Here is a 25,747-nt window from a genome sequence, read left to right as displayed (position 1 = left end):
AGATGCCACCGCAGCCAGCGAGAGACGATCCCCGGAACACCAGCGGCGGAACATCCGCGAGCTGCTGGAAGCGTGTGTCGTGCGCGACGTCGTGACAGCGGCGGAACATCTCGACCCACTGCCAGGGTTCTAAGTCGAGCGGCGGAATCCAATGCCGCGGCCACGTCTCGAGAACCGCGCAATTAAAGTCCATCCCACGGAAACCCCGCTCGTACGCGTCCCACAGCGCCGACGGGGTGAGGTTCACCGACGGGGTGAGGTTCACCGACGGGGTGAGGTTCACCGACGGGGTGATGTTCAAGGCAGACACCTTTCTCGATGAGAGTTCTCGCACGCGCGTGATGGGGGGTCCCAACCGGGGAGAGAGGACCACTCAGGCGGGGAGTGGTCCGGGGGTCGGGGCGAGGCGGAATTTTATGGCGATTCGGGTGCGTCCTCTGCTGCTTGGAAGTCGCTAGCCTGCATATGTGCGTACGTTGCTTGCTGCGTTGATCCCTATCGCTGCTTCCGTCTATGCGGCAGCGTCCACGCTGGTCGAGCAGTGGCGGCTCGCTGAGGAGCGTCGGATACGAGTGAAGGTGGCGAAACTCGTCCGTGCGCAGTCCGACGAGGTCGAGGCCAGAGCGCGTCCGAGGGCCGATGGAACGCCTGCGTCCATCGTTGCCCTGGAAGAGAATCAGGCTTTCGAGAAACGGATGCTCAGCCACTACGGCATCTCGAGCGCCGGCCCCGCACTCGACGAATACGACATCAACATTTCCATGTCTGGGCCTGAGATGTCCCGGCATCAGCAGCGCATTCAATGGGTCCTCATCGTGTCTGCGATCCTTGGTGTAATCCTTCTTGCGGTCGACGCAACTCAGACGGGTCGCTGACAGCGGTGAATTGCGGGGAGCCTCGCCTGAACCCCTCCTAACGAAGCTCCCCGTACGCCGTGATGCACAGCGGCGCGACGTGCTGTGCGGGGGTGAGGTGCGCTGAGTCTCGCCTCTCGGTGAGTAACCGGTCCTCCGCGCACCCCGGCTTATTGAGCTGTTAGAGCCAGCTGCCCTTTACCCACCGCTCAACCGCGAGCGCATCAGCTGTGCTGGACACATTTGCCCTGCCAGCCACAGGCTCCGAGAGGGCAGACCTGCCAGCGGGGCGTTCCGGAGCAACAGTCTCGACTAGTGCGTCAGTCTGTGCACGCGTGAACTTGAGCTTGGCGAACAAGTCACGAGGTTCCGCGGTCCGGTTGCTCGCGACAACAGCGCACTGCTCAGGCGTAAGATCCAGCGAGACTCTCACGATCAAGCCCTAGTGCCGGTGAGCCTCGCACCAGCCAGCGGCTCGAGGACAACAGGCACCGTCACGCGGCGAGCGCGGGGCTCGTACGCGTCACGGCTGGAGATGCGTTCCACCTTAACCTCGACGCCGAAGCGACCAGCCTTGGTGTACCCAGGCGAGCGGAGATCCTCGTCAGCCATACCACCGAGCAGCGTACGGTCGAACACCCACGGATCGCCACCGGGAACGTGCTGCGACGGCACCCACGTCCACCCGAGCAGGTTCGGCGGCAGTTCCCCGCTGAGCATCGGGTTGTTGTTCTCGCGCGGCAGCACGCCGGCATTGAGGAACAGACCCATCACGTTTGCGTAGTCGAGCGGCGACAGAGCCACCGTGTCGAGGCTGATGCCCAGATCGAGGTCTTCCTTCTGGGTCCGCGCACCGATCAGCGACGTCACGATCCTCTGAACGCTGGTCCACGGTCCGGTACCCGCAACCTCCGACGAAACCTTCGAGGCGATTACCGCCATGGCCACGGAGTCGACGTGCTTCACCACAGTGTTCGCCAGGCGACCCAGCGCCCGCTCAACCGGATCCATGCCCTGACGTGCGATCGCTTCGTCCGTGATCTCGGTCTGGATGCCCCACTTGGTCGTACGAGCAGCCGAAACCTCACCGCGCGTGAGAACCGTCCGGGGGTACTCGCCACCAGGCGAGATCGACTCCGGTGCGTCCGCAGCGAAGATCTCTTCACCGGTCTCGTACAGGATGGTACCGCCGCGGGCTTCGAACCGCCCTTGCAGTAGGAAGTCGGCGACGAACTTGTTGTCCATCAGGGTTGCGAGGCGCTTTCCGATGAGATCCGGCCGTGCCAGGAGGAGGTGAATCTGCTCGGTCGGGAGCTTGCCGACGGAAATGGGCATCGGGTAGGTGTACGCACTCACAGTCCTGCCTCCTGACGGCCCCAGGCCACGTCGTAAATCGGATCTTCCTCGAAGTCCGGTTCAGCCTCAAAGCCGGTCGGGTAAATCAGGTGTTCAGCCTCGTAGTCCTCTACCAGCTGCTGGAATTCAATATCGATCTGATCCATGTGAATGGTTCTCCCAAGTGAGAGTGACTTCACCCGCGAGCCCTGCTCTAGCGGAGTGTTCCCACCTGGGGACTTCTTCGAGGACGACCTTGATGCCGTTTCAGAACGCATGGATGGCGTACGCGCAGAAACGATTGTGGGGGTTTCGTGGGGGAAAGCCCTCTAGAAACGACTAAACCCCCGGAAATCCGCATGATTCCGGGGGTTTTATACGTGGCGAGTGAGGGATTCGAACCCCCGAATGCTGAGCAGTCTGATTTACAGTCAGATCCCTTTGGCCGCTTGGGTAACTCGCCAAACGCATCCGACCAACTTGTACAGACAACCGGAGGCGCTTGAAAAGAATAACCTGTGCCCGCCCTCTTCGAGAAATCGGCGGGCCTTCCACCTGCGCCTACAACTGAATACGACCCGTCGTATCCGGGACCGGAGGCAGCTGAAGCAGCGCCCCCTCGGTGCGGCAGGTCCACCCGGCGATGAGCATCGCCTCGTCGAGAACGCGCTTCCAGGCGTCGAGTCCGCGCGGGATGCCGCCGGTCGCGAGCGCATGGACCGTCGCAGCGAGCGTCGCATCACCAGCACCCATGGTGTCGATGACCGGCCCGGGCAGGTCGGCGATCGGCGCGACCACGCGACCGAACGCTGAGACGATTTCGGCGCCGGCGCGGCCAGCCGTGGCCAGCACGTGAGCGGTGCCGGCAAAGCGCAGGCGGCCGACAAGGTCAGCCAGCGCGATGCCGTACAGCAGTTCTGCGTCTTCGTCGCCGACCTTTGTCAGCAGGCTTGCCGCCGCGAGCCGCTCGAAGTTGAGGACAAAGGCGGCTGGGTCGTGCAGCATGCCCGCACGCGGGTTGGGGTCGATCACGAGCCTGCGACCCGGGTTCAGCACCGACTCTTCAAGCGCAGCGCTCTGCTCATCGTCATCAAACGGGAAGCAACTGACCACGACGAGCGGAGCATCCGCTATCGCCAGCCGCGCCTCATCACCGAACACGATTCGCCGCTTCTGCGCCGCCTCGTTGAAGCTGTATCGCGGCTCACCGTCGGTGCGGTCGCTCGTGGCGCGCGAGCTGCCGAGCGGGCCGGGCGTCGCAATGAGGTCGACGCCGTGGAGGTCGAGGAACGAACGGATGCTCGCGCCATCAGCGTCGTTTCCAACCATGGCGATCAGTGTGGTGGGCACGCCCAACCGGGCCAGGCCGACGGCGACGTTGAGCGCCGCACCCCCGACGAAGTCACGGCTGGTCTCACCGTCACGCATCTCGTCGATGAGCGCGTCTCCGATGACGACCGTGCGGGCGTCGTTTCTCTCCATGGGACTCCGTTCTCCTTCGAGGGTCGCACACCTCCGCCGCGGCACGCCAGATCCAACGCTATGACTGCCCTTCCAGCCGCCGCGGTCGGCTGGCCGTCGCTATGCTGGCGACTGGTACATTTCCGGCACGAAGGAGTCCCATGGCGGGCATCGATGACGTTGCGCGTCACGCGGGCGTCTCAACCGCGACCGTTTCGCGGGCCCTGAGCGGTCGCGGGTATGTCTCCGATGCCACGCGGGAGAAAGTCGCGCAGGCGGCCCAGGAGCTCGACTACGTCGTGTCATCGAACGCGTCGAGCCTCGCCTCCGGTCGCACCCGCAACGTCGGGGTCGTGGTGCCATCGCTCAACCACTGGTTCTTCGCGTCGGTCGTCGAGGGCGCTGAGAGCGCTCTCTTACGCCACGGCTACGACCTCACCCTCTACAACCTCACCGGCGGCGGAGACGAACGCAAGAGCGTGTTCGAGCACTTCCTGTTGCGGCAGCGGGTCGACGCGGTCATCGCGATCGGACTCGAACTCACCGAGGCGGAGGTGTCGAGCCTGCACGCCATGGACAAGCCGCTCATCGGTATCGGCGGCGCGATCACCGACGTCTTCAGCCTCACCATGGACGACGTCGCCGTCTCCCGCCTCGCGACGGAGCACCTGCTCAGCCTCGGCCACACCCGCATCGCCCACATCGGTGGCGGCAAGGAATTCGACCGCGACTTCCACCTGCCATCCAAGCGCCGAATCGGGTACGAGGGTGCACTGACGGATGCCGGTGTCACCCCGGATCCTGCCCTCTTCCGCCCCGCAGATTTCACACTCCCCGGCGGTTACGAGGCAGCGAAACAGCTGCTCGGGAGCCCGCGCAACCGGCCGACCGCGATCGTTGCGTCGTCGGATGAGATGGCGATTGGCAGTATCCTCGCCGCCCGCGATCTCGGGTTACACGTGCCGCAGGACGTCTCCATCGTCGGCATCGACGACCACGAGCTCTCGACGTTCTTCGGACTGACGACCGTTGCGCAATTTCCGCTGCGGCAGGGCGAGCAGGCCGTCGAAGCGCTCATGGAGTACCTCGAGCCGGACAAGGATGCCCCGGCGAGCGCGGGCGTGCCCCTCTACTACGAACTCATCGTGCGATCGTCGACCGCGCGGCCGCCCGAGTAGGCGACTCCTCCCCGGGCCCGCCCCCGCGGCATCCGCGACACAGGATTGCAGGAGATCGCACGCTTATCAGGACGATTTCGCGAGTTTGGTCCTGATAATCGCGCGATGGCCTGTCCACCGTGCGATGCGAACGGATGCCGTCGGCGCGGCACAAGGAAAAAGGCGCCAGATAAGGACACAACCGCCGTTTTCTTCCTTCCCTCGCGCCGATGTCCTTGTCTCAGCGCGACGCGGGCGCCGAGCTGCGCGCTAACTCGCGCCCGCGGCCCGCTCCGCGTACAGGGTGCCCGTCCGCGCGACCGTCGCGACGTACTCGTCGTTGGGGTTGTAGCCGCGGATCGCCCGCTGCCAGCCCGTCTCGGTGACGAGGTCTCCCGACACCCGGCAGAGGTAGTTGGCGGTGGCCATCGCCGCGTCGTCGAGGTTGTGCGGATCCGCGACCCCGTCAGCGTTGGCGTCGACGTTCCAGTTGTTCCAGGACTGCGGGATGAACTGCATGGGCCCGATCGCGCGGTCATACGTGGCGTCGCCGTCGATGGCACCGGCATCCGAATCGCGAATCAAGATGTTGCCGTCGCCATCGAGCGCAACGCCATAGATGGGTGGAGACACGGTGCCGGCGTCGTCAACGCTCGAGCCATCATGGCGGCCGTGATCGCTCTCGGTGGACCCGATCGCCGCGATCGTGTTCCATCCGACGCCGCACTCCGGCATCTGCGCGGCCTTCGCCAGCGCGGCACCGGCGTAGGCACGCAGCGCGCGTTCCGGAATCCGCGTCGCCTCGGCCGTGGCCGCGATCCAGCTGTCGTCCACGAGCCCAGGGGTCCCCGGCCTGCTCGGCACAGCCGCGGCGACCGGCGACTCGGCCGGGGCAGCGAAGGTCGGAGCCTGCCCGGCCGACATCTCGGTCGGTGTATCCGGGCTCGGTGCAGCACACGAGCTGAGCAGCAGAGCGGATGCCACGGCACCGGTGATGATTGCGAGGCGGGCTGACAGCATCCGCTTATCTTCCCATTCGTAGCCGAGAGCATGCCCGACGGGCGCCACCCCGCCTGACCGCGGAAACCCGTACCATGGGGCCATGGCAGATTCATCGTTTGACGTGGTTAGCAAGGTCGACAAGATGGAGGCGGACAACGCACTCCACCAGGCGCACAAGGAGATCGAGCAGCGCTACGACTTCAAGGGCACCGGGGCGTCGATCGCGCAGTCCGGCGACAAGATCCTCATGAAGGCGAACAGCGAAGAGCGCGTCAAGGCGATCCTCGATGTCTTCCAGACGAAGCTCATCAAGCGTGGCATCTCGCTCAAGAGCCTCGACTCCGGCGACCCGTATGCGAGCGGCAAGGAATACCGCATCGAAGCGGAGCTCAAGGACGGCATCACCCAGGAGAACGCGAAGAAGATCAACAAGATCATCCGCGACGAGGGACCCAAGGGCGTCAAGAGCCAGATCCAGGGCGACGAGCTGCGCGTGCAGTCGAAGAGCCGCGACGACCTTCAGTCAGTGATCGCGCTGCTCAAGGGCAAGGACCTCGACATCGACCTGCAGTTCATCAACTTCCGCTAGACCGCGAGACATCGGCCGCACCGTGCGGATGCCTGTGCATCTGTCGACCTGGCCCGTTGCGTGGTCGGAAACGGTTGCATTTCGTGACAAAACGCAGCCGTTTGTGGCGGAGCAAAGTCTGCTTGAGCCATTTCTGACGGAGCAACGTCACGGGCGGCGGACTAAACTCTGGCCAAACCCCTGTGGATGGAGTGATCGTGAGCGTTCTCGTCCTCGGTGCTGGCGCGGTCGGATCGACGGTCACCAGCGCCTTCATCGGCAGCGGTGAAACCGTCACCGTCGGCACGCGGTCAGCCACCCAGCTCCCGGGCGCTGCCGCCGTGCCGCTCGACGCCTCAGACGCCGGCACGCTCACCCGGGCAGCGGAGGGCTGCTCGACGATCGTGGTCTGCACCAACCCTCCCTACCATCGGTGGCGCAGCGACTGGCCACCGATCGTCGACGCGGTCATCCGTGCCGCTCGGCAGACCGGGTCGGACATCGTGATGATCGGCAACCTCTACTCCTACGGCACGGCGAGCATGCCGATGCGGGAAACCACACCGGAACAACCCGCCGAGTCGAAAGGCGAGGTGCGTCGCGACCTTTGGGAGACACTCCGCGCGGCGACCAAACGCGGGGATGTGCGCGCCGTCGAGGTGCGGGCCAGCGACTATTTCGGTCCTGGAGCTGGAGCGGATGCCCACCTCGGCACCCGGTTCTTCCGCCCGATCCTTGCGAGCAAACGGTCCTGGGCGGTCGGCAATCCCGCCCTCCCACACAGCTGGGCGTACCTGCCCGATCTCGCGAGCACCGTCGTGGCTGCGCGCGCCTACACCGGTGAGTGGGGGCGCGTCTGGCACGTTCCGGCAGCCACCGACCTCAGCCGCACCGCCATCTGCCGCCAGGTCAACGAGCGGTACGGCGTCCGCGGCTCGATTTCCGGGATCCCGTCGTCACTGCTCAAGGGCATCGGCGCGGTCAATCCCGTGATGCGGGAGGTGGCTGCGTCGAGCTACCAGTTCACAGCCCCTTTCCTTTCGGATGCCTCGGAGACGGAACGCGAACTCGATGTGCGGTCGACCGACTGGGAGACCGCGCTCGACGACACCGTCGCGTTCTACCGCTCCTGACGGCTACGGGCGCTCCAACGCGAGCGCTGCAGTTCCATCGTTCCGCTGCAGAAGCATCTGCAGCGGAACGATGGATGTGTAGCGCTCGGTGCTGCGGGCGGGCTCAACTCGCGAAGAGTCAAACCCCACGAGACCGGTGTGCAAGGAACCGCCCGCCGATGCCAACCGCAAGCACGGCGACCCCGATCAGGATGCCGACCGGCGGCAGCGTGGCAACGAGCACGAGGCATCCGCACATTCCCACGACCTGAAGCCAGCGGGGAAACCGCCGATCAGCGCGCTCCTGCGTGAACGCGGCGAGGTTGGCCACGAAATAGTAGAGCAGCACGCCAAACGACGAGAATGCGATCGCCCCACGCACATCGACGAGAAGCACGAGCGCGACGACGATCAGCCCGAGGGTGAGTTCAGCCCGGTGTGGAACCCGGTAACGCGGATGCACCGCCGCAAGAAACCGCGGAAGGTCACCTTCACGCGCCATCGCGAGACTCGTGCGGCCGATGCCAGCGATGAGGGCGAGCAGTGCGCCCAGTGACGCGAGCGCAGCACCGACGCGGACGACGGGCGCGGTCCAGTCCCACCCGCCGGCTGCCGCCACATTGACGAGCGGCGCCGCCGACGTCCCGAGCACGCCGGGACCGAGGGTGCGCAACGCGACCACGGCGACGGTGGCGTAGACGAGGACGGTGACGGCGAGCGCGAGGAGAATCGCCCTCGGTATCGTGCGCGCCGGGTCCGTCACTTCCTCCCCCATCGTCGCGATCCTGGCGTACCCGGCGAACGCAAAAAAGATCAGTCCCGCAGATTGGAGGACGCCGTACAGTCCGAGATCAGGGGCGCCCGGCAGCCATCCGCCCGGCATTGCGCCTGCGGAGACGACCTCGCCCGACGCGGCCGGGGCCGACAGGCCCGCTGCCACGACGATCGCGAGGGCGATCAGCGCGGCGACCACGAGTATCCGGGTCAAAAATGCGGTCCGTGTCACGCCGAAGTAGTTGACGGCAACGAGGCAGGCAACCGCGAGCGCCGCGACCGGCTTGTCCCAGCCGGCCGGGGCGGCGTAGGCCGCGAAAGTGAGCGCCATCGCCGCGCAACTGGCCGTCTTGCCGATCACGAAACTCCAGCCGGCGGCGAACCCCCAGGTGTCGCCGAGTCGTTCTCTCCCGTAGACGTAGGTGCCTCCGGATGCCGGATACCGGGCAGCGAGCTGAGCGGATGCCGTGGCGTTGCAGTACGCGATGACCGCCGCGATGGCGAGGCCGGCGAGCAGCCCCCACCCCGCGACCGCAGCGGCTGGCGCGAAAACGGCGAAGACGCCGGCACCGATCATCGAGCCGAGGCCAAGGAAGACGGCGTCGCCGAGCCCGAGGCGTCGGGCGAGCGGGGAGTTCGAACTCACGCGGACTGCTCGCCGACGGGCAGATCCGGCCGATCGGCGTCGAGCGGGTGAGCAACTGGTGCGTCAGCAGCCCGCCGTTCGGCCCGGTTCACCAGAGCGGCGGCCGCGATCGCCGCGATGATTCCCGCGACGGCACCGAGCATGAGATAACCACCCAGCCAACCCGGCGCACTCTCGATCAGGCCAACGATGAGCCACCCGGCACAGACAGCCAGACCGGCACCGATCCCCGCCCATGACACCCGGAACAATGACGTGTGCGTGAGGCCACGATCAAGGATCGCGATCGCACCCATGCCACCGAGCAGGGCGGTGAGCGCGACGGCGACACCAATCAGTCCCCAGGTAAGGATCGAGCGCACCGTTTCGCCGAGAGAAAATCTCCACGGCTGGCCGATCGCGCTGGGGAGAACAATGAGCAGGAACAACCCGGCGCTGACCACGAACCCGACGAGCGGCGACTGCCACGCGATGCGGCGATAGCGGCGAAACATGGCTGAAGCCTATCGCCGCGTCGGTTCGCCATGGCGCTACACCGGCAGCTCGTCCAGCTCCTCGTCCTCCTTCCCGTCAGACACTCCCCTGCCGAGCGTCTCGCCCCGGAAGAACGCCGGCCGTCTGATCGCCTGGATGATCATGATCACGATGCCTGAGACGATGACGGCCATCCCGAGGATGAACACGAGGCCCACCCCGCCGATGTTCGACCCCGAACCGTACTCCGGGTCCATGCTCTCGATGATTGTCGTGAAGAACAGCGCCGCGAGGATGACCCCGCCGACGAGCGGAAAAAGCAACTGGAAGAAGAAGTTGCGCGTCGACGCGAAGACCTGCTTCCGGAAATACCAGACCGCCGCGAACGCCGTGAGCCCGTAGTAGAAGCAGATCATCATGCCGAGAGCGGTGATCGTGTCCCACAGCACATCCTCCGAGACGAATCGCATGATCGCGTAGAACGCGCTCGCCACGATGCTCGACACGATCGTCGCGAAGCCCGGCGTGAGAAACCGCGGGCTGACCCGGGAGAATCGCTCGGGCAGAGCCCCGTAGTGGCCCATCGCGAGGAGGGTCCGGGCCGGCGACACGAACGTCGACTGCAGGGATGCCGCCGAGCTGGAGAGCACCGCGATCGACACGAGAATGGCGAGTGGCCCGAGCACAGGTCCAGCGAGCGCGAAGAACACGTTGCCCTGAATCTCCTCGTTGCCGAGTCCGAACTCTCCCGTTCCGATGCCGGCGAAGCTGATCGACGCCGTCGCGATGAGCAGGTACAGCACCACGATGATGAACACGGTGAGAGTCGCCGCCCGCCCGGGTGTTGACCTCGAGCCGCGGGTTTCCTCGTTCATCGTCAGAGTGACATCCCACCCCCAGAAGATGAAGATCGACAGCGAGAGTCCCGCCGCGAACGCGCTGAACGACTCGACGGCAAACGGGTTGAACCACTCGAGGCTCACCGGCACCGCATCGAAGGCCGAACCGTTGGCGACGTGGATGAACGCGGCGATACCGAAGATCACGAGCACGATCAGCTGGAAGCCGACGAGAACGTACTGCACCTTCTGGGTCGTCTGCATGTCGCGGTAGGAGATCGCCGTGGCCACGAGCATGAAGGTGAGGCAGGTAACGACGTTGATCACCGGATTGAGCGCGAGGTCAGCCAGGTCGGGATTGCCGAAAATCTGCGCGAGCATGAGGTAGAAGAAGTCGACGGCAATGCCGGCGAGGTTCGACAGAACGAGAATGGTAGCCGCGATGAGGCCCCATCCCGTCATCCAGCCGATCCACGGCCCGAACGCCCGGGTAGCCCAGGTGAACGAGGTTCCGCTGTCTGGCATCGCCCGGTTGAGCTCGCGGTAGCCGAAGGCGACCAGCAGCATCGGGATGAAGCCGACGAGGATGATGGCAGGCACCTGCAGGCCGACCTCGGACACCGTCGGCCCGAGCGCGGCCGTCATCGTGTACGCAGGGGCGATGCAGGAGATCCCGATGACGACAGCCCCGATCAGGCCGACGGAACCGGCGCTGAGGCCCTTCTTCGAGAGACCCTGTTCGGTCTTCTGGCTCGTCATGGCCTTAGTCCTCAACCGTCAGAACGCTGTCGCGCGGGACCACAATCATCGGAACCGGCAACTCGCGGAGCATCTTCGCCGCGGTCGTTCCGAGGAACAGTTGCTTCGGCCGTCCAAGCCGGCTCGATCCGACGAAAACGACCTCACCCGGATCCCAGTCGAGCGTTGCCACCGCATCCTCGATCCGGTTTCCGGATGCCGTAAGAACGGTCACGTCGACGTCGTCGGGCAGGTGCTCGGCGGCGTATGCCACGGTCTCCGCGGCGTGTTCTTCGGCCCGGGCCCGAACGTCAGGGGGCGTGTCCACTCCGTCGGAATCGAGGGCAACCAGTGACACCAGGCGAAGCGGCACCTTCGCGGCCCTCGCCGCGAGAATCCCGGCATCGAGCAGTTCCTTCGCGCCGGTGCGTGTGCCGACCGCGCAGGTGACCCGGGTGATCCCATCGAGTCCAATCTCGGAGACGGATCCCTCCGGTGCCAGCGCGACCGGCACGACAGCCGAGTGCAGGAGCGCATTGGCGACGCTGCCGACGGTGAACCGGCCGAGCAGTCCGCCGCGTGCGGCACCGACGACGATCATCCGAGCCTCGAGGTCACGGCTGGCGTCGAGCAGTCCCTGCGCGAACGAGTCCGCGTACACGATGTGACCCCGCACATCCATGTCCCTCGGCACGAAGGCGAGCGCGTGGTGCAACCAGTCCTCGGCGGCCCGGTGCAGGAATTTCTCGTAGCCGACATCGACGGGCACGAGCGCCGCCCGCGCCGCGCTTCGCAGCACGATGACGATGTCGAGGCCGCGGTCCATGGAACGCGCGAGCCTCACGGCGAGGTTGAGTGCATCCTCACCGGAGGGTGTATCGGTGTAGCCCACGATGTATCGCATGTCGAGTCGCTCCTTTGCGGTCGGGTCCTGCGGGAGGTGCGGGGTACTGCGGTGTGATTACTGTCGGTCGTCGAGTATCTCCTGGGCGGTTTCCCACCCGCGCCGAATGGCACCGTCGACGTGCTGGTAGCCCTCGGCCGCGATGTCGCTGCACGACCAGTGGATCGGTCCGACCGGCGAGCGCAGGTCGGCGCCGTACCGGTGCAGGCCGCCCATGTCGAAGCTCGCGGCGTAGGCGCCGCGGGTCCATTCCTCGCTGCCCCAGTCGCTCTCGTAGTACACAACCGGCGACAGCGCCTCTGCACCGAAGTAGTGCGACAGCGACGTGAGGATGATCCGCTTGCGCTCCTCGGCCGGCAGGGCAAGCAACCGGTCGGCCTTTTCATCGGAGACGAAACCGACCAGTGTGCCGCGCGGGTCATCGTGGTTGGTGTTGTCGTAGGCCTCGTGCACGATCTCGTACGGGCTGAACGAGGTTCCAGACAACCCGGCATCCCGCCAGAACGGCGACTCGTAGACTGCGTGAACCTTGATCACGAGCCCGAGCGACAGGTGCTGGTGCATCTGCTGCTGGCGCCGTGGCAGCGGCGGCTGGAAGTCGATCCGCGTGTAGAGGTTCGGCGGCACAGCGACGATGGCGTGGCGGGCGGACACGGTCATCCCATCGGCGACGGCGCGCACACCCTCAGTTCCGTACTCCAGCCGACGAACCGGCTGCGACAGGAACACGTCGTCGCCGAGCTTCTCAGCGAGAAGCAGCGGCACCTGCTGCAGTCCACCTACCACCCGCTTGTCGAGGATGAAATCGGCGTCGACGAGGTTCGAAAAACTCCCGGCGGATGCCGCCATCAGGATCGCCTGCAACGCGCTGAAGCTGTGGGCCGGTTTGGTGAGCATCGCGTCTGCGATGAAGAGCGCAATGTTGTCTCGGGCCTCGATGTCATCGGTCTGGCCCTCGAGCCACTCGATCCAGGTCACCGAATCGAGTTCTTCGGCGCGGGGGTGCGCCCACGGTTCGCGCGGCCCGATCTCGGCGACGAGTTCGTCGAGCACACCGATGAGCCGCTCCATCTCGCGCTGGGTCGATGCCTCGACCGGAAAGATCTCCCCGGTGAACCGCGTGAGCGTTCCTTCGGCGTTGATGTAGACGCTGTCGCCCTCGCGATACCGCGAGTAGGTCTCGAGCCCGAGCTCGGCGAGCGTCTCGATGAGCGCATCCTGGTCGGGAGAAACCCACTGGCCGCCGATCTCAAGGGTCGCCCCCTCGATGTCGTTCGTCCAGAGCCGACCACCGACCCGGTCGCGTGCCTCGAGCACGGCGACGCTGAGTCCCGCCTCGCGCAGCTTGTGAGCAGCCGTCAATCCGGACGCTCCTGCGCCGATGATAACGACGTCTCGCTGCAGTTCGGTCATGCGGTTCTCCCTGTGTCCGGCATCGTCATCCGTCATTCGCCGATCGCGCTCATGACGTGCTTGATCCGCGTGTAGTCCTCGAGTCCGTACGACGAGAGATCCTTGCCGTAGCCCGACATCTTGAACCCGCCGTGCGGCATCTCGGCAGCGAGCAGGATGTGGGTGTTGATCCACACAGCGCCGAAGTCGAGGTCGCGCGCCATCCGCATTGCGGTGCCGTGGTCTGTCGTCCAGACGCTCGACGCGAGCCCGAAGTCCACGTCGTTGGCCATCTCGACGGCCTGCTCTTCGGTGGCGAAGGTCTGCACGGTGAGCACGGGGCCGAAGGTCTCCTCCTGCACGCAGGCGTCGATCTGCGAAACCCCCGTGATGACGGTCGGCGCGTAGTAGAAGCCCTTGTCACCGACCTGGTGCCCGCCGGTGAGGACCTTCGCGTGCGAGGGCAGGTCGTCGATCACCGCAGAGACCTTCTCGAAGTGCGAGGCGTTGTTGAGTGGGCCGTAATACGCATCGGGGTCTTCGGCGTCGCCCGTTGTCGTGGCTTCCGCCGCTTTCACGAGTTCCGCGGTGAATTCGTCGGCGACCGACTCGTGCACGAGCACGCGCGTGACCGCTGTGCAGTCCTGCCCGGCATTGAAGTACCCTGCGCCGGCGATCCCCTCGGCGGCACCCGCGATGTCCGCATCGGCGAACACCACGGCTGGTGCCTTTCCACCGAGTTCCAGATGCGCGCGGTGCAGGCTCTTGGCAGCGGATGCCGCGACCGCCATTCCGGCGCGCACCGACCCGGTGATCGACACGAGCCCCGGCACGGGGTGCTCGGTCATCAGTTGTCCTGTGCTCCCGTTTCCGAGCACGACGTTGAGCACCCCGTCGGGGAGGATGCCCTGCGTCAGCCGGGCGAGAACCAGGGTGGACTCGGGCGTGGTGTCGCTCGGCTTGAGGACGACCGTGTTGCCCGCAGCGAGCGCAGGCGCGATCTTCCAGATGGCCATCATGATCGGGTAGTTCCACGGGGTCACCTGGGCGACGACACCGATCGGCTCGCGCCGCACGAACGAGGTGTGACCTTCGAGGTACTCCCCCGCGCTCTTGCCCTCGAGCACGCGCGCGGCACCGGCGAAGAACCGCAGATGGTCGGCGCCCGTGAGCACCTCTTCAACCCGGATCGTCTCCCTGGGCTGGCCGGTGTTCCGATGCTGGGCCTCGACGAGCTCGTCTGCGTTCGCTTCCATGGCATCCGCAATTCGAAGAAGCATGGCCTGCCGCTGGCTCGGCGTTGTGCGCTTCCAGGTCGAGAATGCCGCCTTCGCCTCGGCGAACGCGGTGTCGATGTCGGCGACGTTGGAGATGGGCGACACCGCGACGACCTCACCCGTTGCCGGGTTTACCACCTCGAGAGTCTCCGTTCCCTGAGCGTCGACAAAGGTTCCGTGAATGTAGTTCTGGAGCAACGTCACTGTTCTTCCTCTCTCGTGGCCCGGCGTCTTAGGACATCGGTGTCATTGTGTATTTGGTCGAGAGGTATTCGTGGATTCCCTCGAACCCGCCCTCACGGCCGATGCCCGACTGCTTGACTCCGCCGAACGGGGCAGATGCGTTGGAGATCACGCCGACGTTGAGCCCCATCATGCCGGTCTGGAGCTTGTCGATCATCCGCTGCCCGCGAGCGAGGTCTGTCGTAAAGACGTAGCTGACGAGTCCGTACTCGGTGTCGTTGGCCAGCCGGATGGCATCCGTTTCGTCGCTGAAGGGAACGATGGCGAGCACAGGGCCGAAGATTTCCTCGCGCAGGATGTTCGAGCCCGCCTGCACGTCGGTGAGAACCGTCGGCTCGAAGAAGGTGCCCTGCCCGTCGAGAGCGGAACCACCGGTGAGGAGCGTCGCACCCTTCGCGACGGCGTCATCCACGAGTTCGCTGGCCTTGGTCACGGCGCGGTCGTCGATGAGTGGACCGATGGTGACGCCCTCCTCGGTGCCGCGGCCGATGCCGAAGCCCGTGACCCGCTCGGTGACGCGGCGCGCGAATTCCTCGGCGACCGACTCGTGCACGATGAACCGGTTGGCCGCGGTGCAGGCCTGGCCGACGTTGCGGAACTTCGCGGCGATGGCGCCGTCGACCGCAGCGTCGAGGTCGGCGTCATCGAAGACAATGAACGGGGCGTTGCCGCCGAGTTCCATCGAGGTGCGGAGCACGTTCTTCGCCGACTGCTCGATCAGTTTCTGTCCGACAGGTGTCGATCCGGTGAAGCTGAGCTTACGCAGGCGGGAGTCGTTCAGCAGCGGCTCGGTGACGGCGCTCGACGAGCTCGTGGTGAGAACGTTGACAACGCCGGCGGGAAGCCCGGCGTCCTCGAGCAGCTTCGCGAAATAGAGCGTGGTGAGCGGTGTGAGCGACGCGGGCTTGATCACGACCGTGCAGCCGGCGGCGAGCGCCGGTGCGATCTTGCGGGTCGCCATGGCGAGCGGGAAGTTCCACGGTGTGATGAGGTAGCAGGGACCGACCGGGTGCTGCGAAACGATGGTGCGGCCGGTGCCCTCGGGGTTGATGCCGTAGCGGCCGGTGATGCGCACGGCCTCCTCGCTGAACCAGCGGAGGAACTCGCCACCGTATGTCACCTCGCCCCGCGCTTCAGCGAGCGGCTTGCCCATCTCTAGCGTCATCAACAGGGCAAATTCGTCCCTGCGTTCCTGCATGAGGTCGAATGCCTTCCGAAGAATGTTCGACCGGGTGCGTGGAGCCGTTGCCGCCCACTCGTCCTGCACGGCGACAGCGGCGTCGAGCGCTGCGGTTGCGTCCTCGGCGGATGCGTCGGCGATCGACGCGAGGACGGCACCGGTCGATGGGTCCATCACGTCGATCGTCTTCTGGGTCGATCGCCACTCACCGCCGATGAACAGCCCGGTCGGGACCTTGGCGAGCAGGGCGGATTCGGAAATCATGCGTTCTCCAATGCGGACAGAACGACGTCGATGCCCTCGGAGAGCAGCGCGTCGGTGATGGACAGCGGGGGCAGGAAACGGATGACGTTACCGTACGTTCCGCAGGTGAGGACAATAACGCCGTTCGCCGCTGCTGCCTTGGCGATTGTGCTCGTCAACGCGGCATCCGGTTCATGCGTCTCGGGGTCAACAAACTCCACGGCGATCATGGCACCGCGACCACGGACGTCGCCGATGCGCGGATCGGTCTTCTGCACTGCGGCGAAACGCGAGGTGACCGTCTCGCCGATGGAGCGGGCCACCGAGGCGAGATCGTCGGCGAGGTAGGTTTCGATCGTCGCGAGGGCGGCGACGCACGCGATCGGGTTGCCGCCGTAGCTGCCGCCGAGGCCGCCGGTGTGGGTGGCGTCCATAATTTCGGCACGCCCGGTGATGGCGGAGAGGGGCAGGCCACCGGCGATCCCTTTCGCTGTGACGACGACGTCGGGAACAAGGCCCTCGTGTTCTGAGGCGAAGAGGTCGCCGGTGCGGCAGAAACCGGTCTGCACCTCGTCGGCGATGAATACTACGCCGTTGGCGCGGGCCCACTCGGCAAGGGCGGGGAGGAATCCGGGGGCAGGCACGATGAACCCGCCCTCGCCCTGGATCGGCTCGATGATGATCGCCGCGAGGTGCTGCGCGCCGACCTGCTTCTCGATCATCGAGATGGCTTGCTTCGCGGCGTCGGAGCCGGTCAGCCCGTCACGGAACGGGTACGACATGGGGGCGCGGTAAATCTCGGAGGCGAACGGGCCGAAACCGCTCTTGTATGGCATCGACTTGGCGGTAAGCGCCATGGTGAGGTTGGTGCGGCCGTGATAGGCGTGGTCGAACGCGACGACCGCCTGCTTGCCGGTGTAGCTGCGGGCGACCTTGATGGCGTTCTCGACGGCTTCGGCGCCGGAGTTGAACAGTGCACTGCGCTTCTCGTGGTCGCCGGGGGTGAGCTCGTTGAGTTTCTCGGCGACCTCGACGTAGGAGTCATACGGCGTGATCATGAAGCAGGTGTGGGTGAACTGCGCCACCTGCGCCTGCACGGCCTCGACCACGCGCGGTGCGCTGTTGCCGACTCCGGTGACCGCGATGCCCGAGCCGAGGTCGATGAACGAGTTGCCGTCGACGTCGACAACAACCCCGCCTCCCGCGGCCGCGGCGAAGACCGGCATGGTGGTTCCGACCGCTCCGGCGACGGCGCTCTGTTTGCGGGCCATGAGTTCCCGCGAGCGCGGGCCAGGGATCTTTGTGACGATCCGTCGCTCCTGCGCGAGTGACGGCCCTCCGGTGACGTGTGTGGTGAGTGTCATGGGGCTCCTGTCGGTGTAGCAAGCGTACGAGCGAGCGAGCCTCCCCGGAACTGACAAAGTGGCTACGGCTCCTAGACCTGTTGCCACTCTGGCAATCCCGCGTACGCTGAGGCCATGCAACCCACCGTGCACGGCCTGCTCAACAATGCGGGCCTCGGGCTCCGGCTCCTCGCAGGGGACAACTCGTCGAAGCTCTCGGAACCCGTCTCCTGGATCCACAGCTCCGACCTCGCCGACCCGACGCCATTCCTCGACGCCGGGCACCTGGTGCTCACGACGGGCACACAGTTCGAGGCGGCGACAGCGGCCACCTTCTCCGGCTATGTCGAACGGCTTGCCGACCACGGCATCCTCGGCATCGGGTTCGGAAGCGAGGTTGTTCGCGCCGAGACGCCCGACGGCCTCATCGCGGCGTGTGACGGAGCCGGCATGCCCCTGTTCGAGGTGCCGTACCGGGTGCCGTTCATCGCGGTGGTCAGGTCGGTTGCCGACCTCATCGCCGAGGCCGCGCATGCGCGCGACACCTGGGCGCTCAATGCACAGCGTGCTATTTCCTTTGCAGCATTGAAACCGGATGCCGTTGCCTCGGTTCTCGCCGAACTCTCCCGCCAGCTGGGTCGATGGGTGGCTCTCTATGACTACCGCGGGCAGAAAACCGTGACGGTCGACGAGGCATCCGTTCTGGTGCACCTCGATGTTCCAGAGCTGATGACGCGCGTGGACGCGGAAGCCGGACGGCTGATTGCACGCGGGCAACGGTCCAGTTCGACGATCAGCGACACCACGGGCCAGGTATCGCTGCAGACCCTCGGCCGCCGCGGGGAGCTTCGCGGTGTGCTCGTCATCGCGGGTGTCGAGCCGCTTGACGCGGCAGATCAGAGTGTTGTGACGAGCGTCGTTGCCCTGGTCGGGCTGGCCATCGAGCAAGCTCGGGAGCTCGGCCGCACGCACGGCCGGTTGCGCGGCGGGCTTTTTCAGGCCTTGCTCGAGGGCAATGTGGCCTTCGTTCAGCGGATCGTTTCGCAGCTGGGCGGCATGCTCCCGGCCGAACCCGTGCGCGTGGTCGCGGTGGAGGTACCGCAGGACTCCCGCGATGTGCTCGTGTCCGAGCTCGACGTCCGCCCGGGTGGCGAGCCGTTCCTCGCGGCGGAAGACGGCCGAGTGTACGTGTGCGTGGCCGCGGAGGATGCCGTCACGCTCGCGGACGAGCTGAGCCTCGCGCACTCCCTCGCGGTGGGGATTTCCGACCCGCTCCCGTTGGCGGCGACCGCGACAGGGGTGGAGCAGGCCGTGCGCGCCCTCGACAAAGCGGGCGTGGCATCCGTTCTGGAGTTCGGTGCCCTCGTTTCAGGGAGCCTCGCCGGGCTGCTTCGCGACACGTCGGCGACCGAGCTCGCCAGGGCGCTGCTTCGACCGGTCAGGGAACACGATGCGGCCACCGGCATGACTCTCGTCGAGAGCGCACGCGTGTGGCTTGAGCACAACGGGTCGTGGGACCCGGCGGCCAAACAGCTCGGGATCCACAGGCACACGCTGAAGAGCAGGGTCGGCCTCGTGGAGAAGCTCACCGGGCGGGAGCTTCAGAGCTTCGAGGCCCGCACCAACCTGTGGCTGGCACTGCAACTCGAGTAGCGCAGAACACCGGCGAGGCAGAACCCGTCAGTGATGATCGAGACGGATGCCGTCAGCGCAGGTATGCGCGCGCCCACTGCCCCAGCTGCCCATACGCGACAGCACGCACCGGCCCAGCCGAAAGCAACACGTCGTGGATGGCGCGATCGATTTTCGCCACGGTCACCGTCGGTGCGAGCCTGAGCGAGTGCTCGGCGATCTCATCGACGACGAGCACACTGTCGCTCTCGAGCATCCGATCCGACCAGGTCACAGACAGGGTCGACCTGGACGACATCATGCTGAGCACCGGGGCACTGATCGACAGGCCCGCTGCCACTCTCTGATGCCCAGCGAAGATGGCTGCCAGCCACGCGGGGTGCGTGGGAAAGCCCCGCGCCGGCCGCCAATCGGTGTTGTAGTCCCACTCGCCATCCATCGCGCTGGACACGGCGCGGGTATAGAACCCGAGGTCCACGTTGGGCAGGGGTGCGCGCGGGTCGAGCCTGGCACCGATCGTTGCGAGCGGCGCGAGTGCTCGTCGCCCGACAGCGCCCGCCTGAAACTCGAGCCAGGGGCTGTTGAGCACGAGCGCCTGCGCCCGTTGCGGATGCCGGTCAGCCCACAACGACACCGTCAGGCCACCCGTGGAGTGACCCATCAGAAGCAGGCGGCGGGTCGGCTGCTCACCGATCCCGTGGCCCATGACGGTCAGTGCCGCCTCGATGTCCTCGTCGTAGTCGGCGAGGTTGGTGATGTAACCGGGCGTTTGGTACTCACGCAACGACCTGCCGTACTTGCGCAGGTCGATGGCGAAGAATCTCGCACCCTGTGCACTCCAAAACTCGGCGAGTTCGGACTGGAAGAAGTAGTCGGACCAGCCGTGCACGTACAGCACATCCCAGCCGCGAGCCGCGGCTTCGTCATTGAACATCGACGCAAGACGGCGCAACGGGACCTCGCGACGCCGTACCAGCGTCGCGACCATGGGCCCCTCGAAATCGGAGTCCAGGTCGAGCGTCAGTTGCTCGAACGGCTCACCGAGAATGTCGGGCTTCCAGCTGTGCCCGACGCTCTCGGTGTGCGCGCTCGAAACCACCGAAATTACGGCCTGGGCGGGAGCGGCGGCTGCTGGCCCTGAGGAGCGGCGGGGTACTGCGGCGCCTGCTGCTGCGCGTAACCCTGGGGGGCCTGGCCCTGCTGGGGGGCGTACCCCTGAGGAGCGCGACCCTGCTGGGGAGCGTATCCCTGAGGCGCCTGACCCTGCTGGGGAGCGTATCCCTGAGGCGCCTGGCCCTGAGGAGCACCAAACTGTCCTGCGGGGCCCTGCTGACGAGCGGGAACAGCCCGCGCGATGAGAACTCCGAGGGCGAAGAGGGCCGTGTAGATGAGGGCGGTGGACAGCGATCCGACGATCGCGGAGCTGAAGATGGCCTCACCGAGGTACGAACCGCCGGTGATGACAGCCCAGATGAGGTTGATGATGACGAGCCCGGCGAGGCCGACCGCGCCGCCGATCGCGATCTTCTTGAGCAGTTCGACAGTGGTGCGAGCCTTCTCGATGGGCACGATGTAGAGCGCGCTGACCGCGACCAGTCCGGCGAAGACGGCGGCAGCGACGACAGAGATAACGAAGTACACGAACCCGTTGCCGATGCCATAGACGGCGCTCCCGATCAAGCCGAGAAGGCCGGTGACTGCCTCGAGCCCGACGACGACGGCTCCACCGAAGATCAGCTGGCGCAGGATGCTCTTGTCAACCGGCCGCGCCTGCTTCTGGGGGGCCTGCGGTGCATAGCCTGCCTGTGGTGCGTACCCGCCCTGAGGCGCGTAACCGCCCTGCGGCGCTGTGCCCTGCTGAGGTCGCGCGCTTACCGGCGGGACGGGCTGAGAGTTCGGGTTCTGGGGAGGCTGCTCGATCGACATGCACCCACCCTATCGGCCGAGCCACCGCCCGCGAATGGACAGAAGTCCCCGGTGCCGCTCCGCTTACTACTCGTCGACCGCTTCGCCGCGCGAAATAGCGACCATGTCCTCGCGGGGCACGACCTTGATGCGCGCGCGCCCCCGGGGCTCACCGAGCTTCATCTCGTACTGGTCGAGGTTGTGCCACCCCTCGAGATCCGTGTACTTGATGCCACGCTCGTTGAGCATGTCGATCACACCCTGCTCGGTGGGATCTGCGGGCGTCCACCAGTTGCTCTCGCCGTTGATGACGTGCTTGATCGTCTCCATGGCGTCGGACTTGGTGTGGCCGATGAGGCCGACCGGTCCGCGCTTGATCCAGCCGGTGGCGTAGACCCCAGGCACCACGTCGTTGCTGCCCTTTTGGAGCACCATGCCCTCGCGGTTCGGGATCACGCCGTGGCGCTTGTCGAACGGGATGCCATCGAGCGGCGAGCCGAAGTATCCGACGGCCCGGTAGACGGCCTGGACCGGCACCTCACGGATCTCGCCGGTCCCGACGACGCCGCCTTCGGCATCCGGTGTCGTGCGCTCGTACCTGAACGCAGCTACGTGACCTGAACCGTCGGAGACGATCTCGATCGGCTTGGCGTAGAAGTGCAGGTGGAGTCGCCGTGACGCAGAACCGACCTCACGCTGGCGCCATTTCTGCAGCACCTTGTCGATGACCATGACCTGCTTGTTGGTCGCGATGGCCGCCTTGGAAGCCTCGTCGTAGTCGAAGTCTTCGTCGTAGAGAATCATGTCGACGTCACGGAGCTCGCCGAGTTCCCGCAGCTCAAGCGGCGTGAACTTGACCTGTGCGGGGCCGCGGCGACCGAAGACGTGCACATCGGTGACCGGGGATGCTTTGAGACCCTCGTACACGTTGTCCGGGATCTCCGTCGACAGCAGGTCTTCGGGGTGCTTGGCGAGAATCCGGGATACGTCGAGTGCGACGTTTCCGTTGCCGATGACGGCGACGGACTGCGCCTCGAGCGGCCAGGTCCTCGGAACGTCAGGGTGACCGTCGAACCAGCTGACGAACTCGGCCGCCCCGTAGGACCCCTCGAGCCGGATGCCCGGAATGTCGAGGTCGGCGTCCTGGGTGGCGCCCGTGGCGAAGATCACGGCGTGGTAATGCTTCTTGAGGTCGTCAAGCGTGATGTCTGTGCCGAAGTTGACGTTGCCGAAGACGCGAATGTCGCCGCGGTCGAGCACCTCGCGGAGCGCCGTGATGATTCCCTTGATCCGGGGGTGATCCGGCGCGACACCGTATCGGACCAGACCGTATGGTGCCGGAAGCCGGTCAAACAGGTCGATCGATACATCAAAGTTGCGTTCTGTCTTGAGCAGGATGTCTGCTGCGTAGATCCCTGCGGGGCCGGCACCGACGATGGCGAGTCTCAACTTGGTCATTCGGGGGTACGTTCCTTACTTGCTGCGGTCGACGATGGTGTCCGCAAAGCGGGTGAGAGCCTGTTTCACCGGGCCGTCCGGCAGCGGGGCGAGCGCCTCAACGGCTTCGCGCGCCCACTCGTGCGCTTCGGCGAGGGTGCGTGTAGTGACGTCATGAACGCGGAGTTCCGCGATCGCCGCGTCGAAATCGGCGGATGCCGCGTCACCGTCGGCGCCAGCGGCATCCGTTTCGATGCGGGACACAAGCGCAGCCGCCGACTCATCGGTGGCGGCGAGCGCGCGAAGCCTGATGAGCGGAAGGGTTGCGACGCCGGCGCGCAGGTCGGTGCCCGGGACCTTGCCGGTTTCCTCCGGCTGCGGCGAGAGGTCGATGACGTCATCGATGAGCTGGAAGGCGACGCCGATCTTCTCGCCGTACTCGACGACAGCGGGCTCGAATTCGCGGGGGGCTCCCGAGAAGATCAGTCCGGCCTGGGCGGCGAGGGCGATGAGAGAACCTGTTTTATCGGCGAGAACCTGGATGTAGTGCTCTTCCGGGTCTTCGTCGTCCTGCGGTCCGACCGTCTCGTGCAGCTGTCCGAGGACAAGTCGCTCGAACGTATCGGCCTGAAGCTGAGTCGCACGCTCGCCCAGCTTCGCCATCAGCTGGCTTGCCCGCGCGAAGAGAAGGTCACCGGTCAGGATGGCAACCGAGTTGCCGAACACGGCGTGGGCACTCGGTACGCCACGCCTCCGGTCAGCGTCGTCCATGACGTCGTCGTGGTACAGCGACGCGAGGTGGGTGATCTCGATGGCCTCGGCCGCCTGGATCACCTCGTCTGTGTTGCCGTTTCCGAGCTGGGCGGTGAGCAGAAGCAGCATGGGGCGAACCCGCTTGCCGCCGGCCTCGAGCAGGTATCGCGACGTTGAATCGGCGACGGAGTCGGTGAATCTCAGTTCACGCTCGAGGGCGGTCTCGATGCGCTGGAGCCCATCGTCGACCGACGCGAGCAACCGCTTGCTTTTCGCGGACGCAAAGATGCGTTCGGTCTGGCCCAGATGGCTGGAAAGGCTCGTCGCACGCCGGATAGCACTCGGATTCACGAGGACTAGCCTACCTGTGCAAGCTGATGCCGTTATTTCTGTTGGCTGGCCTCTCGGCGGGGGTGGACGGATGCCGTTCCGCGCGTCACTATTAGACCGTTCAGGCGTCACCCGTATGAGCGCCGGAAACGGAGCAATCATGTTTTTGAGAGGCCTCGCCACTGTCAGCTTCTTCGCCGACGACATCGATGCGGCCAGGGAGTGGTACACCGAGTTACTGGGGATCGAGCCATACTTCGTGCGGCCCGAGAGCGGACCCGCCGCATACATCGAATACCGGATCGGTGACTATGAGCACGAGCTCGGGATCATCGATCGCCGGTACTCCCCGCACCCGGCGATAACCGATCCGGGTGGTGCCGTTGTCTTCTGGCACGTCGATGATGTTGAGCAGGCGCTGAAGCGACTGTTCGCGCGTGGTGCGACCGAGCACGAACCGATCACGACGCGTGAAGCGGGTTTCGTGACGGCATCCGTCGTCGATCCATTCGGCAACATCCTGGGCGTCATGTACAACCCTCACTATCTCCAGATCCTCGAGTTCCGCACCGGCGGGATGCTGGGCGAGTAATGGCCGCGGAGCAGGAAACGCGGCGTTTCGACAGCCCCGATGAGTTTCGCGCCTGGATCGAAGCCGAGCAGGACACCTCACCGGGTGTGTGGCTCGTGATGGCGAAGAAGGGATCGGGGCAAACCACCATCACGTACGCCGAGGCGCTCGATATCGCACTCGCCTATGGCTGGATCGATGGGCAGGCCCGCCGGGTCGACGACGAAACCTATGTCCAGCGCTTCACCCCACGGCGATCCCGGAGCCCGTGGTCGATGCGCAACGTCCGCTTCGCGGAGGCCATGATCGCCGAGGGCCGGATGACGCCCCGAGGCATTGCCGAGGTGGAGCGCGCTCGCGCCGACGGGAGATGGGATCGGGCATACGAAGGGCCGAAAACGGCGGAGCCGCACTCCGACTTCCTTGCCGCCCTCGACAAGAACCCGGCCGCGGCTGAGTCCTTCGCCGGCCTCAACAGCCAGAACCGGTTCATGGTCTATTACAGGATCCAGGAGGCAAAACGGCCCGAGACCCGTGCGCGGCGGATTGACGCGTTCGTCGAGAAACTGGCTCGGGGAGAAAAGATCCTGTGACGCCGATCGTCACTGGCACCCGGTGATCGAGCACAGCGCTGTAGCGTCGAGCGGCGAGGCCAGCAGCACGAGAACGCCGACGTTGGCCACCACGGTGCCGGCGAAGACGACCATGAAGTGCCGTTTTCTGATCTTGTGACGGAGCACCTGCTGGGCAACAATCGCCCCGGGCCAGCCGCCGAGCCCGAGTCCGAGCAGGGGAACTTCAGGGGCGCCTACGCGACCGGCTTCGTCCCGCGGTGAAGAGCCACGATTCCGCCGGTGAGGTTGCGGTACTGAACCTCGGTCCACCCGGCGCCACGCAGCCAGGAGGCGAGTTCGGCCTGCTTCGGCCAGGCCTTGATCGAGTCGTTGAGGTAGTCGTACGCGTCGGGGTTCGAGCTCGAGAGCTTCACCATCACCGGCGTCACGCGCTCGAGGTAGAAGTCGTACAGGCCCTTCATCACCGGGTTCGGCGGGGTCGAAAACTCGCAGATCACAATGCGTCCGCCCGGCTTCGTCACCCGGAACATCTCGGCGATCGCCTTCTTGGGCTCGACGACGTTGCGGAGGCCGAACGAGATCGTCGTTGCGTCGAACTCGTTGTCGCCGAACGGGAGGTCAGTGGCATCCGCTTCGACGAACTGCATGTTGCGCACGCGACCGTACTTCTTACGGCCGACCTCGATCATGCCGGGCGAGAAATCAGCGGCAACCACTGTTGCGCCCGACTTCGCGAGCGACGCACTCGACGTGCCGGTGCCTGCAGCGAGGTCGAGAATACGGTCGCCGGGGTGCGGGTCAACGGCACGCGTTGTGGCCACTCGCCAGAGCATGTCGTTGCCGACACTCATCACCGCGTTCGTGCGGTCATAGTGCGTGGAAACCTGGTCGAACATGGCGGATACCTGCGATGGCTGCTTGGAGAGATCTGCCTTGTTCATCCTCCAAGCATACGTCCGCATGGATGGAAGATCCCGACAGGCGGGCACCGGGTCGCGGCCG

Annotated in this window: 25 protein-coding genes and 1 tRNA gene; 7 read left to right on the top strand and 19 right to left on the bottom strand. The window is 65.7% G+C overall.

The window, feature by feature from the left end:
- Positions 1-467 precede the first annotated feature (467 nt).
- Positions 468-875, top strand: coding sequence for a hypothetical protein (locus C3E77_RS01875; protein ID WP_108390087.1), 408 nt, complete (start codon positions 468-470; stop codon positions 873-875).
- Positions 876-1,289: 414 nt separating this feature from the next.
- On the opposite strand, the gene C3E77_RS01870 is transcribed toward C3E77_RS01875, so the two are convergent.
- From C3E77_RS01870 to C3E77_RS01860, 4 genes are all read right to left on the bottom strand, one after another.
- Positions 1,290-2,210 carry a phage major capsid protein gene (locus C3E77_RS01870; RefSeq protein WP_234031259.1) on the bottom strand — a complete coding sequence of 307 codons (921 nt, stop codon included), beginning with the start codon at positions 2,208-2,210 and terminating at the stop codon, positions 1,290-1,292.
- Entirely contained in the window at positions 2,207-2,356 is a 150-nt protein-coding gene (locus C3E77_RS15350; RefSeq protein ID WP_162924880.1) for a hypothetical protein, read from the bottom strand. Before C3E77_RS15350 ends, C3E77_RS01870 begins: the two co-directional genes overlap by 4 nt.
- A 214-nt stretch (positions 2,357-2,570) precedes the next feature.
- A tRNA-Tyr gene (locus C3E77_RS01865) sits at positions 2,571-2,652 on the bottom strand.
- A gap of 98 nt (positions 2,653-2,750) precedes the next feature.
- Positions 2,751-3,671 (bottom strand): carbohydrate kinase family protein, encoded by a 921-nt coding sequence (locus C3E77_RS01860; RefSeq protein WP_108390086.1) that lies wholly within the window; start codon positions 3,669-3,671, stop codon positions 2,751-2,753.
- A 140-nt stretch (positions 3,672-3,811) separates the two neighbouring features.
- Between C3E77_RS01860 and C3E77_RS01855 the strand changes: the two genes are divergently transcribed.
- On the top strand, positions 3,812-4,828 hold the full coding sequence (locus tag C3E77_RS01855; RefSeq protein ID WP_108390085.1) for a LacI family DNA-binding transcriptional regulator: 1,017 nt from the start codon (positions 3,812-3,814) through the stop codon (positions 4,826-4,828).
- A gap of 249 nt (positions 4,829-5,077) precedes the next feature.
- Here C3E77_RS01855 and C3E77_RS01850 read toward each other — a convergent pair whose 3' ends face one another.
- Positions 5,078-5,827 carry a lytic transglycosylase domain-containing protein gene (locus C3E77_RS01850; protein WP_162924879.1) on the bottom strand — a complete coding sequence of 250 codons (750 nt, stop codon included), beginning with the start codon at positions 5,825-5,827 and terminating at the stop codon, positions 5,078-5,080.
- 82 nt (positions 5,828-5,909) lie between these two features.
- Here C3E77_RS01850 and C3E77_RS01845 point away from each other — a divergent pair, with 82 nt between their 5' ends.
- Both C3E77_RS01845 and C3E77_RS01840 read left to right on the top strand, forming a co-directional pair.
- Positions 5,910-6,398, top strand: coding sequence for a YajQ family cyclic di-GMP-binding protein (locus C3E77_RS01845; protein ID WP_108390083.1), 489 nt, complete (start codon positions 5,910-5,912; stop codon positions 6,396-6,398).
- A gap of 197 nt (positions 6,399-6,595) precedes the next feature.
- Positions 6,596-7,510 carry an NAD-dependent epimerase/dehydratase family protein gene (locus C3E77_RS01840; RefSeq protein ID WP_162924878.1) on the top strand — a complete coding sequence of 305 codons (915 nt, stop codon included), beginning with the start codon at positions 6,596-6,598 and terminating at the stop codon, positions 7,508-7,510.
- Between the two features lie 118 nt (positions 7,511-7,628).
- Here the strand turns inward: C3E77_RS01840 and C3E77_RS01835 are convergent, their stop codons facing one another.
- The 8 genes from C3E77_RS01835 to gabT all read right to left on the bottom strand — a co-directional run bounded on the left by C3E77_RS01835 (position 7,629) and on the right by gabT (position 17,563).
- A complete protein-coding gene (locus C3E77_RS01835; RefSeq protein WP_418288068.1) occupies positions 7,629-8,840 on the bottom strand; it encodes an APC family permease in 1,212 nt (403 codons plus the stop codon).
- Positions 8,841-8,905: 65 nt separating this feature from the next.
- Positions 8,906-9,403: a hypothetical protein gene (locus C3E77_RS01830; RefSeq protein WP_108390080.1), complete on the bottom strand. Its 498-nt coding sequence runs from the start codon at positions 9,401-9,403 to the stop codon at positions 8,906-8,908.
- 36 nt (positions 9,404-9,439) lie between these two features.
- Positions 9,440-10,981 carry an APC family permease gene (locus C3E77_RS01825; RefSeq protein WP_108390079.1) on the bottom strand — a complete coding sequence of 514 codons (1,542 nt, stop codon included), beginning with the start codon at positions 10,979-10,981 and terminating at the stop codon, positions 9,440-9,442.
- 4 nt (positions 10,982-10,985) lie between these two features.
- Positions 10,986-11,864, bottom strand: a complete 879-nt coding sequence (locus tag C3E77_RS01820) for a universal stress protein (RefSeq protein ID WP_108390078.1) — start codon at positions 11,862-11,864, stop codon at positions 10,986-10,988.
- A 57-nt stretch (positions 11,865-11,921) separates the two neighbouring features.
- Positions 11,922-13,277, bottom strand: coding sequence for a flavin monoamine oxidase family protein (locus C3E77_RS01815; protein ID WP_108392928.1), 1,356 nt, complete (start codon positions 13,275-13,277; stop codon positions 11,922-11,924).
- 32 nt (positions 13,278-13,309) lie between these two features.
- On the bottom strand, positions 13,310-14,737 hold the full coding sequence (locus C3E77_RS01810; RefSeq protein WP_108390077.1) for a gamma-aminobutyraldehyde dehydrogenase: 1,428 nt from the start codon (positions 14,735-14,737) through the stop codon (positions 13,310-13,312).
- A 28-nt stretch (positions 14,738-14,765) separates the two neighbouring features.
- Positions 14,766-16,220 carry an NAD-dependent succinate-semialdehyde dehydrogenase gene (locus C3E77_RS01805; protein WP_108390076.1) on the bottom strand — a complete coding sequence of 485 codons (1,455 nt, stop codon included), beginning with the start codon at positions 16,218-16,220 and terminating at the stop codon, positions 14,766-14,768.
- Positions 16,217-17,563 carry a 4-aminobutyrate--2-oxoglutarate transaminase gene (gabT, locus tag C3E77_RS01800; protein ID WP_108390075.1) on the bottom strand — a complete coding sequence of 449 codons (1,347 nt, stop codon included), beginning with the start codon at positions 17,561-17,563 and terminating at the stop codon, positions 16,217-16,219. Before gabT ends, C3E77_RS01805 begins: the two co-directional genes overlap by 4 nt.
- A 114-nt stretch (positions 17,564-17,677) precedes the next feature.
- Between gabT and C3E77_RS01795 the strand changes: the two genes are divergently transcribed.
- On the top strand, positions 17,678-19,195 hold the full coding sequence (locus C3E77_RS01795) for a PucR family transcriptional regulator (RefSeq protein ID WP_108390074.1): 1,518 nt from the start codon (positions 17,678-17,680) through the stop codon (positions 19,193-19,195).
- Positions 19,196-19,247: 52 nt separating this feature from the next.
- On the opposite strand, the gene C3E77_RS01790 is transcribed toward C3E77_RS01795, so the two are convergent.
- The 4 genes from C3E77_RS01790 to C3E77_RS01775 all read right to left on the bottom strand — a co-directional run bounded on the left by C3E77_RS01790 (position 19,248) and on the right by C3E77_RS01775 (position 23,620).
- On the bottom strand, positions 19,248-20,273 hold the full coding sequence (locus C3E77_RS01790; protein WP_234031258.1) for an alpha/beta hydrolase: 1,026 nt from the start codon (positions 20,271-20,273) through the stop codon (positions 19,248-19,250).
- Between the two features lie 5 nt (positions 20,274-20,278).
- Positions 20,279-21,100 carry a hypothetical protein gene (locus tag C3E77_RS15510; RefSeq protein WP_198412178.1) on the bottom strand — a complete coding sequence of 274 codons (822 nt, stop codon included), beginning with the start codon at positions 21,098-21,100 and terminating at the stop codon, positions 20,279-20,281.
- Between the two features lie 66 nt (positions 21,101-21,166).
- On the bottom strand, positions 21,167-22,537 hold the full coding sequence (locus C3E77_RS01780) for an FAD-dependent oxidoreductase (protein WP_108390073.1): 1,371 nt from the start codon (positions 22,535-22,537) through the stop codon (positions 21,167-21,169).
- A gap of 15 nt (positions 22,538-22,552) precedes the next feature.
- Positions 22,553-23,620 carry a polyprenyl synthetase family protein gene (locus C3E77_RS01775; protein ID WP_232529084.1) on the bottom strand — a complete coding sequence of 356 codons (1,068 nt, stop codon included), beginning with the start codon at positions 23,618-23,620 and terminating at the stop codon, positions 22,553-22,555.
- Between the two features lie 139 nt (positions 23,621-23,759).
- Here C3E77_RS01775 and C3E77_RS01770 point away from each other — a divergent pair, with 139 nt between their 5' ends.
- Positions 23,760-24,191, top strand: coding sequence for a VOC family protein (locus C3E77_RS01770; protein WP_108390071.1), 432 nt, complete (start codon positions 23,760-23,762; stop codon positions 24,189-24,191).
- Positions 24,191-24,763, top strand: a complete 573-nt coding sequence (locus C3E77_RS01765) for a YdeI/OmpD-associated family protein (RefSeq protein ID WP_108390070.1) — start codon at positions 24,191-24,193, stop codon at positions 24,761-24,763. The genes C3E77_RS01770 and C3E77_RS01765 overlap by 1 nt, the downstream gene beginning before the upstream one ends.
- A gap of 9 nt (positions 24,764-24,772) precedes the next feature.
- Here the strand turns inward: C3E77_RS01765 and C3E77_RS15845 are convergent, their stop codons facing one another.
- Positions 24,773-25,054 (bottom strand): DUF1294 domain-containing protein, encoded by a 282-nt coding sequence (locus C3E77_RS15845; RefSeq protein WP_522731626.1) that lies wholly within the window; start codon positions 25,052-25,054, stop codon positions 24,773-24,775.
- On the bottom strand, positions 24,979-25,686 hold the full coding sequence (locus C3E77_RS01755) for a demethylmenaquinone methyltransferase (RefSeq protein WP_108390068.1): 708 nt from the start codon (positions 25,684-25,686) through the stop codon (positions 24,979-24,981). Before C3E77_RS01755 ends, C3E77_RS15845 begins: the two co-directional genes overlap by 76 nt.
- Between the last annotated feature and the right edge of the window lie 61 nt (positions 25,687-25,747).

This window comes from Mycetocola zhujimingii (genome assembly GCF_003065425.1).
GTDB classification, from domain to species: Bacteria; Actinomycetota; Actinomycetes; order Actinomycetales; family Microbacteriaceae; genus Mycetocola_A; species Mycetocola_A zhujimingii.
This window is presented reverse-complemented; position numbering and strand designations above follow the sequence as displayed.

Bases quoted from the DNA above. Each gene is read 5' to 3' on its own strand.
- C3E77_RS15350 (WP_162924880.1), bottom strand. From the start codon at position 2,356: ATGGATCAGATCGATATTGAATTCCAGCAGCTGGTAGAGGACTACGAG.
- C3E77_RS01860 (WP_108390086.1), bottom strand. From the start codon at position 3,671: ATGGAGAGAAACGACGCCCGCACGGTCGTCATCGGAGACGCGCTCATC.
- C3E77_RS01855 (WP_108390085.1), top strand. From the start codon at position 3,812: ATGGCGGGCATCGATGACGTTGCGCGTCACGCGGGCGTCTCAACCGCG.
- C3E77_RS01850 (WP_162924879.1), bottom strand. From the start codon at position 5,827: ATGCTGTCAGCCCGCCTCGCAATCATCACCGGTGCCGTGGCATCCGCT.
- C3E77_RS01845 (WP_108390083.1), top strand. From the start codon at position 5,910: ATGGCAGATTCATCGTTTGACGTGGTTAGCAAGGTCGACAAGATGGAG.
- C3E77_RS01835 (WP_418288068.1), bottom strand. From the start codon at position 8,840: ATGATCGGTGCCGGCGTCTTCGCCGTTTTCGCGCCAGCCGCTGCGGTC.
- C3E77_RS01830 (WP_108390080.1), bottom strand. From the start codon at position 9,403: ATGTTTCGCCGCTATCGCCGCATCGCGTGGCAGTCGCCGCTCGTCGGG.
- C3E77_RS01825 (WP_108390079.1), bottom strand. From the start codon at position 10,981: ATGACGAGCCAGAAGACCGAACAGGGTCTCTCGAAGAAGGGCCTCAGC.
- C3E77_RS01820 (WP_108390078.1), bottom strand. From the start codon at position 11,864: ATGCGATACATCGTGGGCTACACCGATACACCCTCCGGTGAGGATGCA.
- C3E77_RS01815 (WP_108392928.1), bottom strand. From the start codon at position 13,277: ATGACCGAACTGCAGCGAGACGTCGTTATCATCGGCGCAGGAGCGTCC.
- C3E77_RS01805 (WP_108390076.1), bottom strand. From the start codon at position 16,220: ATGATTTCCGAATCCGCCCTGCTCGCCAAGGTCCCGACCGGGCTGTTC.
- gabT (WP_108390075.1), bottom strand. From the start codon at position 17,563: ATGACACTCACCACACACGTCACCGGAGGGCCGTCACTCGCGCAGGAG.
- C3E77_RS01795 (WP_108390074.1), top strand. From the start codon at position 17,678: ATGCAACCCACCGTGCACGGCCTGCTCAACAATGCGGGCCTCGGGCTC.
- C3E77_RS15510 (WP_198412178.1), bottom strand. From the start codon at position 21,100: ATGTCGATCGAGCAGCCTCCCCAGAACCCGAACTCTCAGCCCGTCCCG.
- C3E77_RS01780 (WP_108390073.1), bottom strand. From the start codon at position 22,537: ATGACCAAGTTGAGACTCGCCATCGTCGGTGCCGGCCCCGCAGGGATC.
- C3E77_RS01770 (WP_108390071.1), top strand. From the start codon at position 23,760: ATGTTTTTGAGAGGCCTCGCCACTGTCAGCTTCTTCGCCGACGACATC.
- C3E77_RS01765 (WP_108390070.1), top strand. From the start codon at position 24,191: ATGGCCGCGGAGCAGGAAACGCGGCGTTTCGACAGCCCCGATGAGTTT.
- C3E77_RS01755 (WP_108390068.1), bottom strand. From the start codon at position 25,686: ATGAACAAGGCAGATCTCTCCAAGCAGCCATCGCAGGTATCCGCCATG.